This window comes from Plantactinospora endophytica (assembly GCF_016862915.1).
Classification (GTDB): domain Bacteria; phylum Actinomycetota; class Actinomycetes; order Mycobacteriales; family Micromonosporaceae; genus Plantactinospora; species Plantactinospora endophytica.
In genome coordinates, this window is the sequence record NZ_BONW01000064.1 from 1 (window position 1) to 10,546 (window position 10,546).

11 protein-coding genes are annotated in these 10,546 nt (G+C 64.7%); 7 read left to right on the plus strand and 4 right to left on the minus strand.

Annotation, left to right across the window (positions count from 1 at the left end; genetic code table 11):
• Positions 1-198 (minus strand): hypothetical protein (locus Pen02_RS41120; protein WP_203871634.1); only part of this gene is annotated, 198 nt, incomplete at its 3' end.
• Position 199: 1 nt separating this feature from the next.
• Positions 200-985, minus strand: a complete 786-nt coding sequence (locus Pen02_RS41125; RefSeq protein WP_203871635.1) for a hypothetical protein — start codon at positions 983-985, stop codon at positions 200-202.
• A 204-nt stretch (positions 986-1,189) separates the two neighbouring features.
• On the opposite strand from Pen02_RS41125, the gene Pen02_RS41130 reads away from it, so the two are divergent.
• The 3 genes from Pen02_RS41130 to Pen02_RS41140 all read left to right on the plus strand — a co-directional run bounded on the left by Pen02_RS41130 (position 1,190) and on the right by Pen02_RS41140 (position 3,369).
• Complete coding sequence (locus Pen02_RS41130; protein WP_203871636.1) at positions 1,190-1,744, plus strand: hypothetical protein; 555 nt, start codon at positions 1,190-1,192, stop codon at positions 1,742-1,744.
• 230 nt (positions 1,745-1,974) lie between these two features.
• Positions 1,975-2,445: a hypothetical protein gene (locus Pen02_RS41135; protein WP_203871637.1), complete on the plus strand. Its 471-nt coding sequence runs from the start codon at positions 1,975-1,977 to the stop codon at positions 2,443-2,445.
• Positions 2,446-2,784: 339 nt separating this feature from the next.
• On the plus strand, positions 2,785-3,369 hold the full coding sequence (locus Pen02_RS41140; RefSeq protein WP_203871638.1) for a hypothetical protein: 585 nt from the start codon (positions 2,785-2,787) through the stop codon (positions 3,367-3,369).
• 171 nt (positions 3,370-3,540) lie between these two features.
• Here the strand turns inward: Pen02_RS41140 and Pen02_RS41145 are convergent, their stop codons facing one another.
• Positions 3,541-3,960, minus strand: a complete 420-nt coding sequence (locus tag Pen02_RS41145) for an IS110 family transposase (protein WP_239142039.1) — start codon at positions 3,958-3,960, stop codon at positions 3,541-3,543.
• A gap of 307 nt (positions 3,961-4,267) precedes the next feature.
• On the opposite strand from Pen02_RS41145, the gene Pen02_RS41150 reads away from it, so the two are divergent.
• Positions 4,268-5,302 (plus strand): IS110 family RNA-guided transposase, encoded by a 1,035-nt coding sequence (locus Pen02_RS41150; RefSeq protein WP_203871639.1) that lies wholly within the window; start codon positions 4,268-4,270, stop codon positions 5,300-5,302.
• A 305-nt stretch (positions 5,303-5,607) separates the two neighbouring features.
• Here the strand turns inward: Pen02_RS41150 and Pen02_RS41155 are convergent, their stop codons facing one another.
• Complete coding sequence (locus Pen02_RS41155) at positions 5,608-7,521, minus strand: P-loop ATPase, Sll1717 family (RefSeq protein WP_203871640.1); 1,914 nt, start codon at positions 7,519-7,521, stop codon at positions 5,608-5,610.
• Positions 7,522-7,965: 444 nt separating this feature from the next.
• On the opposite strand from Pen02_RS41155, the gene Pen02_RS41160 reads away from it, so the two are divergent.
• The 3 genes from Pen02_RS41160 (at position 7,966) to Pen02_RS41170 (ending at position 10,306) form a co-directional block, all read left to right on the plus strand.
• Positions 7,966-8,511, plus strand: a complete 546-nt coding sequence (locus Pen02_RS41160; protein WP_203871641.1) for a hypothetical protein — start codon at positions 7,966-7,968, stop codon at positions 8,509-8,511.
• Between the two features lie 208 nt (positions 8,512-8,719).
• Positions 8,720-9,481 carry a DUF6928 family protein gene (locus Pen02_RS41165; RefSeq protein WP_239142040.1) on the plus strand — a complete coding sequence of 254 codons (762 nt, stop codon included), beginning with the start codon at positions 8,720-8,722 and terminating at the stop codon, positions 9,479-9,481.
• A gap of 138 nt (positions 9,482-9,619) precedes the next feature.
• Positions 9,620-10,306 (plus strand): class I SAM-dependent methyltransferase, encoded by a 687-nt coding sequence (locus tag Pen02_RS41170; protein WP_203871642.1) that lies wholly within the window; start codon positions 9,620-9,622, stop codon positions 10,304-10,306.
• Positions 10,307-10,546 lie beyond the last annotated feature (240 nt).

Genomic DNA, 10,546 nt, shown 5'->3' on the forward strand with positions numbered 1-10,546 from the left:
GGGCTCAACCAGCTCGTGCCCGATCACCTTCACCCCGGCCATCACGGTGACGTTAGTCGCAACAGCTACCAGACCCCACTCGTTGAGCGCAGCCCAGCCACCCTCATCTGCCGCCGACCGTGCGCGGCGGGCGGCAGGTACAGCATCGCGGATAGCAGCCTTTCCTGGCCGGCAGTCGATCGTGGGGTTGGTCGCCATGTCAGGCTGAACGGTCGGTTCGCGGCACGATCGGGTCGATGGGCTGGCCGGGAGTGTTCTCGGCCTCGAACCAGTCGGCGAGGTCGAACCTGCTGCCACACATGCCGCAGGTGGCCCGGCCGAACAGGTAGGTGATACCGCCGGCAAGAGTCGCGTCGCCGGCTGCGGTGGCGACGCCGTGTACCCATCGACCGATGCCCGTCAGGTCCTCGGGGATGGCAGGGGCGAGCGGAACCCGGTGAATGTCGCCGTCGTCGTGGTCGCGGACTGCCGAGTAGTGGCCGTAGCCGCCGATCACGATCACCAGCCGGGCAGCGCAGTGGGGGCAGTGCAGGTGGTAGTGCTCGTCTGTGAAGTCCAGGCTGACCGAGGCCCAGAATGTGTACCCGGCAAAGGCGAGGGCGTCCTGTAGCCGCCGGACCAGCTCGGGACCGGCACATTCCGGCAGGCGGGCTTGAGCGAGACGGTGCAGCACCGCGAGGGCCTGCGGATCGGCCCGCACCAGGTCGTCGTGCTCGTCGTACCGGTGCAGGGTTCGTACGATCAGCGCCGCGAGGTCCACCGCCCGATCTCGATGCTCAGTGGTGCCGCACCGCGCGAGCCGGGCGAGTCCGGGCAGCGCGGCGAACCCCGCCGAACAGCAACACTCTCCCACTACAACAAGCCGGTCCTCCAGTTCAGCCCATACGCCGACAGCATCAGGCTGACGAGCGAGCCGGCCGAGCAGCACCCCGACGCGGACGCCCGAATCACCCCGCACATCCCACGTCGAGCGCCAATCGAGCACCGGAACGATCTAACACCACCATCGCCCCAGAAGCACACAGCGCCGTAGGTCGCCGCCCGACCACAGCTGCAGATCCGGCATCCGCTCATGCCGCCGACCGGGGGTCACAGAACGTGGCGAGGACGGCAGCGCCCAGCGTGCAGTCGTGTCGATGAGCGGATGCCCCGGCGGCGCGACCATGGACGTCGTCGGAGATACTGAGGCATGGCGCGGGATGGCTGGATCGCGGAAAGAGTTCGGGAGTTTGGCCAGCTCCGCGGCCAGCACATCACGGCTTGGATGGGCGTTGAGATGGCGCTGCGGGAGGAAATTGCTGCCGGTGGCCCGCAGTTCGAGGATCCCTCCGTGCCATGTTTGCAACTACTGACCCTAGGTGCCTCACTCAGCGACGGGACCTTCGTGACCGTCGGCACTTACCAGGACGACAGCGCATGGGGTCTGTGGCTGCGCCGGGCAGCTAGCGACTACTCGGCGGACCGGGCGGGTATGGCGGGAACCTATCGCATGCGGACCTTGTCGGAGTTGCCCACCGGCGAGGTCGACGGTGTCTCGACGTTCCTGGACGAAGAGATCCTGGCCGAGGTGGTCTTGCACGTTCAGGGCCGACCGCTGCTGTTGATGGCGGGTGAACTGTACGAGTCTGCGCAGCAGCGATTGGTGTTCACTCGCTGCGACGAGTCCGTCCTCGTATTCACTGACCTCTCGGCGGCCGAATCGGTGGACTGGGTTCCCGAACGGCGAGAGCTGACCCAAGGCTAAACCCAGGCGGGAGCCATGAGTTCTTGGCGCCGCGCCGGTGGGAGCGCATCCTCTTCTGCCGCCGACCGTGCGCGGTACCCCAGCCGGAGCCGGTTACGCCTCGTGAGCAGCGTTCGGCGCCGGTGGGGTGGGCGGAATTGCCGAGATGAGTGCGCCCTTCGCAGCAGGTTCGGCAAGCGCCGGGGCGTCAGACCCGGATATCCGATTGCCGAGATCGCTAGCCTTGCTGTGTGAGCTTCGGTACCTATGCACGCAGGGTACGTGACCACTCGCTGCCGTACGGACGCCGAATCAACGCCTTGGCGGGATGCGTCGAGCGCTATCGACCGATTGGTTACCTGGCCACATTCGGATACTTGGAACAAATCGCGGGGGCCTTTCGTCGGGAGGAGGCTGCGCTCCTCCGGGCGTTGGACGCACTCCTTGCAAGCCGAGACCGGCGGTTGGTCGAGCTGGCCGCGTATGCGGAGCGGCAGCGGGAGGCGAAACGCCTGGGCCAGCGGATCCCAAGGAAAAATGAGCTCAACGCCAACTCACCAGCCTGCTGGTACGGCGATGCGAGAAGGGCAGCCATGTACACGGTCGGCTTCTTGATACAAAACCAGGGCAGGGTCGCTAAGGCTGACGCGGATGTCCTCCAACTCGCCTCGATCTGCCTCGAGACCGAGGGCACCTCTCCGCAGCAGAGCACGAGCAGTTGAGTGGGATTCGCCGGCACTTCGAGCAACTTCGCGGGGTATCCGGCTGCCCAGACGTTGACTGGCCGAACTGGCAGAAGGCCAATCAGTCGTTATGGCTCTTGCACCATGTCACGTGCGCGACCGCTCCCGACGACGCCTGTCTCGGTCTGTCATGAAAGTGGGTGGTACCGGCATCTGCTTATGCCGCCGATCGTTCGCGGCACCCCAGCCGGAGCCGTCACGCATCGTGAGCGGCGTTCGGCGCCGGTGGGGCGCGGAACTGCCGATGAGCATGCGCCTGACTGTAAGGGGCCGCCGCCTCGCTGTAGTCAGCTTCGTCAAGCTGTCTATCGTCGTCTTATGGAGACGGACCGCAGGGCAACGGATACAGAGGGCGCCGCTCCTCTGACGGACGAAGACCTTGTCCTCGACGACGCGGACGCGGGGGAAGATTGGCAAGAGAGTTGGACTGTTCAGTACTCCCGCAGCGAGGAGCTTCTACTAGCGACCGCTGTCGCTGCGGCAACGGGGGTGGTAGGGAACTTTGCGTACGACGTCTTGAAGAGCCTCGCAAGTCATGTATTGGTGGGGCGCCGGGTACGTGCTGCAGCAGCGCCGGACCTTCTACACGGCCGACGCGCGACTGACGATGAACGCGACGAATTCGACCTCCTTGCGCGACTTGCTGTCGTACGACAATGCCGTCGGGTCTCACTTCCCGTTCCACGGCTCGGCGAGTTGCGGGTGTACAACTGGAGCCGCGCCCGCGAGGGCACGGATCACTGGCAGCAAGCCAGCGTCAGATCACTGCGAGACGATTCGCTCCACGCTGCCGTCTGGATACCCGAAGTCGGCTGGGAAAGAGAATCTGCCATCCTTGTGACTGTCTGGCAAGCAGCCCCTGAGCCGGTCATCGAGGCAGTTGTGGTTGACGATCTCGACTAGGCGCCCGGCGATGCGATGGTCTCCTCGGCCCTGCAGTCAGGGCCGTTGAGGATGATAAGCGTTCGAGCAGTCTGGTTTTCAGACATGTCCGCTCATGGCACCCGTTACGTTTTGGAGCCCTCGTGTTGGGGTGTAGGCCAGCGGTTTCGGCATGACTCATGGCTCCTGTCGTCATGACCTCAGAGGTGGTGTCACCGGGACCGCAGGGCGTTCGTGACCGCTTATAGGGACTTGGCCGGTGCGGTGTGGAGGCCTTTGTAACGTGGCTGCCGGCGAGTGCGCGTCGACCGGGTCAGTCTTGCGGCCTTGGCCGGCGGAGAACACCCGGGCGCGGGCCGACAGCTTCGCGGGCACGTCGAGGACGGTCTCGCCGTCGGCGACCAGGCGCTGGGCCACGTGCCGGCCGATGCCGTTGCAGCCCTCGACCGCCCAGATCCGGTCGGTGTGTTCCCGCCCGGCGGCGAGCATGGCCTGGTAGCCGTCGCGGTCGGTGCCGAACCGGCCCTTGCCGAGCACGCGTTCGCGCTGGTCGATGACCTCGATGGTTGCGGAGCGCTTGTGCGGGTCTACGCCGATGATGACCTGGGCCACCTGTCTGCCTCTCCCTTGATCCGACAAGATGTCGGCGGGAGGGCAGCGCTACTTTGAGCTGGGCATACCCCTGACTTGTCTACTGGAGTCAGGCGCTTGGGTCTGCAGCCCGTAGCGTCAGGGCGTCGGTCGGCACTGGCTCGCAAACCCCTTGCCGCCTTCGGGCTGGCTCATCAAGAGCGTGCCATCGCTGGCCGGCGCCCGGCCGTGGCGTGGCTCAACAGAGGCGTGCTCACCAATTTTCTCGGAGTCAGGCTGCCCGCCACGGCGATCCTCGTCCGCCTGATGGAAGGAACCCAGCCCGCTCGTGATCACGATCGGTATCGACCCGCACAAGTCCTCCCTGACCGCGGTCGCTCTCGACGAGACCGGCAAGGCCGTGGCATCGCGGCGCATCACCGTCAACGCCGCGACATACAAGACGTTGACCGGCTGGGCCGCTCGCTGGCCGCAGCGCCGCTTTGCCGTCGAAGGCGCCGCTGGGCTGGGACGCGGCATCGCGCAACTACTCGCTGCGGCCGGCGAGCACGTCGTCGACGTGCCGGCCACCCTCGCCGCCCGAGCCCGACTCCTCGACACCGGCGGCACCCGCAAGACCGACGTCGCTGACGCCACCAGCGTCGCCCACGCCGCCACGCGCCACAAACGGCTGCGCCAGGTCGTCGCCGAGGACCACCACACCCGACTGCGACTACTCTCCGAACGCCGCGACGACCTGGCCCGCGAACGCGTCCGACTGCTCAACCGACTCCATGTCCTGCTCCGCGACCTGCTCCCCGGCGGCGCGGCCCTGGACCTCACCGCTGACAAAGCCGCCGCGTTGCTACGAAACACCCGGCCGCTCACCGCCACCGACAGCTGCCGCCGCAACCTGGCCCGTGACATGGTCGCCGACCTACGCCATCTGGATCGGCGGCTGCACACCAACCAGGCCCAGATCCGGCAGGTCCTAGACGAGACGCACTCCACCGTCACTGACATCCGCGGCGTCGGGCACATCATCGCCGGAAAGATCCTCGGCCACGTCGGTGACGTCACCCGCTTCCCGACCGCCGACCACTTCGCCAGCTACGCCGGCACCTCACCACTCGAGGCCTCCAGCGGCGAACGCCGCCGCCACCGACTCAACCCCACCGGCAACCGACAACTCAACACCGCCCTACACACCATCGCGCTCGTCCAAGCCCGCGATCCGGGCCCTGGCCGTGTTTACTACCAACGCAAACTCAACGAAGGCAAAACGCCCGCCGAAGCCCGCCGAGCTCTGAAACGACGCCTGACCAACGTCCTCTACCGCCACCCCACCAAAGATCAACTCAAACTCACCACCAGCATGGGTTGACACACAGAGGCGCTCTTGAGCCACTCCGCGCCGCGGTGACCGGCAGGGCGCATGCCATGAGTGAGTCACACCAAATAACGGTGGACAGCCGCGAGCGAGCGACCCTGCCGGTCACCTCGACCAAGCCTGGCCGGGCTGCGGTCGTACGACCAGTAGATAAGTAGCCGCCGAGCGGGCGCGCTGGACCCGGCACCCCGCTTCTCTCCGTACGCCATCGTTCAGCTGCCAAACGTGCGCCGAATTGAGGATGTCCTGAGGACCTTGACATGCAAGCCTGGTCGCAGGGGGGCTGGCCGCAGGCAAGGCTAGCTGAGCTCGGACGGACGTGGACCGTAGCGCGGCAGTCCATGGGCCAATTCGTCCAGGCCCCGCCCGATGCGGTCAATTCGGACGGCCATAACCTCTAGATTCTCATCGGCGCCGAGGTCATTCGCCAAACGGATGAAGAACTGTGAAACCCAGTGCGTCTGCTCGACCGCTAACTCCAATGAATCCGAAGTATTCGCCCTTTCGCGTACGTCGATCAGCATGGCAGCAAGGCTGGCGAGGAGTTCCACACGTAACTCAGAGGAGATAGGCGCGGCATCGAAAACCCGGGCAGCCCGTTCGCCGGCCTCTTCTAACGCATCGAACAGCACATGCGCCGCGTCGCTGCGGACTGTGGCATTCGCCCCAAGCCAACTGCTGGGGGTACGGCCCACGGAGTGTGGCGACCAGGCTGCCAACGGCCGATAGGCCGTGATGTTGGCCGCCGCGGTGGCGCGAAGTGCTTGGCGGAAGCAGGGGTGCACGCAGAACTCCTGCTCTGTCCCATCGAGTGGCGAGTTTCTGCCATGCACGTACTCGAACTTGTCGCCTCGGCGGACACCGATGAGCCCAATTCCGTAGAGGACGGACGCGACTCCAAGCGTTGTAAATACGGATGCGAAGCGGTGGTGCCTGCCACGCAGCGTCTCGGAGAGCGTACGCACTCGCTCATCGAGCGCGGCAAGAGTAACAATATATCCCGAGTTTTGGAATAGTACGAACAACTCAGGAAGAAATGGATAGTTGATGAGATACTCGTTAGCGAGATCCTGGACCTTCCACACGGAGTACTGTCGCTCGGCTTCGATAACGTCCTGCTCCGTGACACGCCGCCGGCCATTCTTGGCCGCAGTATCGCGGCATAGGTTCGCGAGCTGAATCAGGTCGCGAGGCCGCATTAAGGTGCGTTCTACGAGGTAGGCTTCGGTCGGCCGTCCGTCGATGGTCTTGGTAAAGTAGTCGCCGAACAATCTTGAGGCTGCGTCGCCGGAGCCGAGGGATGCTTCGGCTCGGGCGACGAGCATGTTCACGAGCGCCTCAGGCGTCCACTCAATGCGCATTTCGTCACCACGGAACTTGTCCCGATCAAAAAACTGTAGTGCATCGTAAATGTCAGATCGGATGCATACGACACAACGAACGCCGCGAAACCGGCCCGCCAAGTGTTTCGCTGCAGTGAGTAATCCGATGATCATGTCATCAGAATTGACATCGTTCGACCAAACCTTCTCTAACTGATCGACAAGGACTAGAAAGGGCCCATGCCCAGACGGGCAGCGCAGGTCGCGAATAGCGAAGTCTAACTGCTCCTCGACGACGTCGAGCTGTTGGGAGATTCGAATTCCTTCTGACGGAGCGGTTGCCGAGCCCAGCCCAATACTGGCCGTCACGCCGAACGCCTCAAGTGAGAGTGACGACCGCAATCTCTGGATAGTTTTCCAAAACCGTTCGTGCCAGCGCGGATCTTCGTTGAGCTCCCCATTTTCCAAGAGAAACTTGCGCAACTGATTGACCGAAGGTGGTTGCTTGGAGTGAGTCTCGCGAGCGTGATACAGCACAAGCTTGGCAACCTGCACGGCCAGTACGTACCGCCAGATGAACTGCTTCGCGGTTTGACGTGTCAAACCTTGCAACTCAAACTGCCGAATCTCATCGGCCGATATCTCGTCAGGAGTAACGACAGAGGCCACCGCCTCAGCACTATCTGCCAGTACTACGCAAATCGCACTCTTTCCGGCGCCTTTGCGGCCAATGAGCAGCTGCTTTCGACCGTCCATGACCATGTTGAATGCCGCCGTCCGTAGAAAGCCGGCGCGAAGCAGACCTGAGCTACCTGCGTCGGACTCGGCATCGTCCTTGCCGAAGTACAGTCGGTCGAAGTCCGAATGGGGGGCAATCGAAACATCGGTCATGCGTTCAGTTATACAGCGTCAATGCAAGCTTGGATACTCCACCCTCCACTATTGATCTTGGCGTAGCCGAAGGAGTCAGTAGCGCCAAACGGGGCGCCGGCAGCAAGGAGCAGGTTGAGGGTATCGAACAGTGCATCAACGGCCGATCTACTGCTTTGCCTGGATTGCTACGTATGCACATGAATGAAAATTATCCATCAAGATCGGGTGCACGGATTTGCCGCCGAGCGGGCGCGCTGGACCCGGCGCCCCGTCACTCTACGTACGCCATCGACCAGTTGTCGTACGTACGCTCGCGCCGATGAGCGCGCGTTGTCCGACTACGCGAGCAGCCCACTCTTGCGGGTTGGGAACGCCGTCCGGCATGCGCTGGGCGGCCGGTGGCGACATCGGGCGGTGGTGGGAACCGTCGTGGGGAGTCGGTGCCGTCTGCCGTGGGGAGCCATGACAACGTGGGAAGTCTTGGCCGAGAGCGATCGTCACCAGTGGGTCTATCAGCCTCTGGTCGGGGTAGGCCCGCTGCGGTTCGGAATGAGCTTCGAGCAGGCGGCAGCGGCCCTCGACGAGTGGACAGCAACCGTGACTCCGGCACACCGCTCCGCCTTCGAGGGCGACCAGCGTGCTGGGTTCCGCACTGCGGGCTCCCCGTCGTACCGCCTTCCCCTAACGGCGTATTTCGGCGATTCGGAAGGGATCGTCTGCGTCGTGGCCGACGCCCTCTGCGGGCCACAGGTCTCGTTGGACGGTATCCCGCTGGTGGGCCGTGTGCCGTCACAGCTTGACGCGGCACTCCGTGAACTCATGCTCACCCGTGGAACGAGCCCGCAGTATTTCCCCGAAGGCGACATCGGAGCCGACGAGTGGGGGCTCGTCATTCAAGTGCAACGGGCTGGCGACGTTCTCCTGACCAGGCCTGTACTCGCCGTCGTTCGGCAGCGCGCCTACACGGTGTGGGACGGTATGCCATACGACGAGCTAGAGGTCCATTGACAGTAGTCGGCAATCAAAGGCCGCCTGGGCCGAGATGCTGCCGACGGACATCCGCTCATGCCGCAATCCGCGCAAACGCCGGTCGCTCGGTCGTAAACGAGGTCTGCATGCGGTGGTGCGAGCCCTTGATCTGACGGCGGTCGCTTTCATGGTCAACTGCCGGTACCGTGTCAACCGCCATCGCACGGCGGACTGTTGAGGGGCGGGCATGGGCGCGAAGACCTCGCTGCTTGCGTTCACTGATGGGGACTTGCCTCCGGCGTTGCTCGGCGCATCGCCGTGCGATCCGGCAGAGGCTGAGGAACTCGTGCGCTGGGTCCACCCGGTGTACGAGGTGTCGCGGGTCGGCGACGGTACGCTATTCGACTGGCCGTACCCGCCGGACGACATCACCTACGCCACCGTGCTGGCCGGAGCCGAGTTGCTGTGCGACCGCCGGCTGGTGCTCGACCGCCCGTCCGAACTCCCCGAACACTTGTACGCGGCCGGCGCTGGTCGGCGGATCGTCATGCACGGCATGCATTCCGTGGTGGACTGGCTGTGCTTCGCCGTCTGGGAAGACGGGATCCTGGTCCGCTCGCTGAGCCTGTCACCGGACAATGGGATCGAGGAGAACGTCGGCGAGCCGTACGACTTCGAGCTGCCGTTCTGGGCTGGCGAACACCCTGTCGAGCCGGTACCTGGATGGCCATACCAGGGTCCGTATCCGTTGCCGTTCCATCCGCTTGAATTAGGCGAAGAGGCCCTACGTGCCCTGTTCGGCTTCGTGATCGAAGGGCAGCCTGCCCCGGACGACATCGACGCGGAAACCGTCCCGTTGCATGGCTTTCGGGTGACCGACCCAACGGGGCGGGAGCAGGCCGAACGCGAAGTCAACTACCAGCGGGCACACCAACATATGGGGCCGCCCCGCCTGTTCCGGATGACCCCGACCGGAACGATGCAGGAAGCAAGCCTCGACGCGCTCTGAGTCATTAACAGGAAGTCGACTGCGGTGCCGGCACTCGGCCGCTTCTGCCGCTGACCGTGCGCGCCATCGCCATAAGGATTGGAGCTGTAGATCGTGACCGAGTGGACCAACGATGCAGCCATCCAACGCTGGGGAGCGATGCCCCGCACAGTGTTGGAGCAAACAGCACTCGACGGCGACTTCGCCAAACGCCACCTGATCAACCCCGTCCTGCTACGCATGCTCGGCGACCTGACCGAACGGCGGGTGCTCGACGCCGGTTGCGGCAACGGCTACCTCAGCCGGATCCTCGCCGGGCGCGGCGCCACCGTCGTCGGCGTCGAACCCGGCCAGTCGCTGTTTGACTTCGCCGTCGAGCAGGAAACCACCGCCCCACAGGGCATCCGGTACATCCAAGCCGACCTGTGTGACCTGCCGAACCTCGGCGGACCGTTCGACGCCGTCGTCGCCAGTATGGTCCTACCCGCGATCCCGGACTGGATCGGTGCGATGCGCGCCTGCGTACACGCGCTCAAACCGGGTGGGCTGTTCTTGTTCACCGTCAACCACCCCTGCTACGAACAGCTGTGGCCCACCTGGCGCGAACATGGCGAGTACCGCACCCACCGCTACCTCACCGAGTACGAGATCCCCGGCCCCAACGGCGTCGACTTCCACCGCACCCTGTCCACCTACCTCAACCAGGTCACCCGCCTCGGCTGCCACCTCACCGAACTGGCAGAACCCGGACTCGACCCCGACGCCACCGCCCACGGCCCCGACGGCATCGACGCCTACGTCCACCTCCCGAACTTCCTCATCATCGCCGCCCGCCGAACCACCTGAGCACAGTCCTGCCGCCACCGGCCGACGGGCAGGAAAGGGAGTCCATGCCGGAGGCGTCGCTGCTCCGCGCCACGGGGTGTGACCATCGGCCTGGCGGGGCGTCCGGATCTGCCACCGACCGTGCGCGCCGCCCGCGAGCGGAGCCGTCACGCTTCGTGACCGGCCTCCCGCGTCGGTCGACGCCCGGAACTGCCGAAGGTAGTGCGCCTACGTTCTTGAAGGGTCCCGGCGATCGGAGGG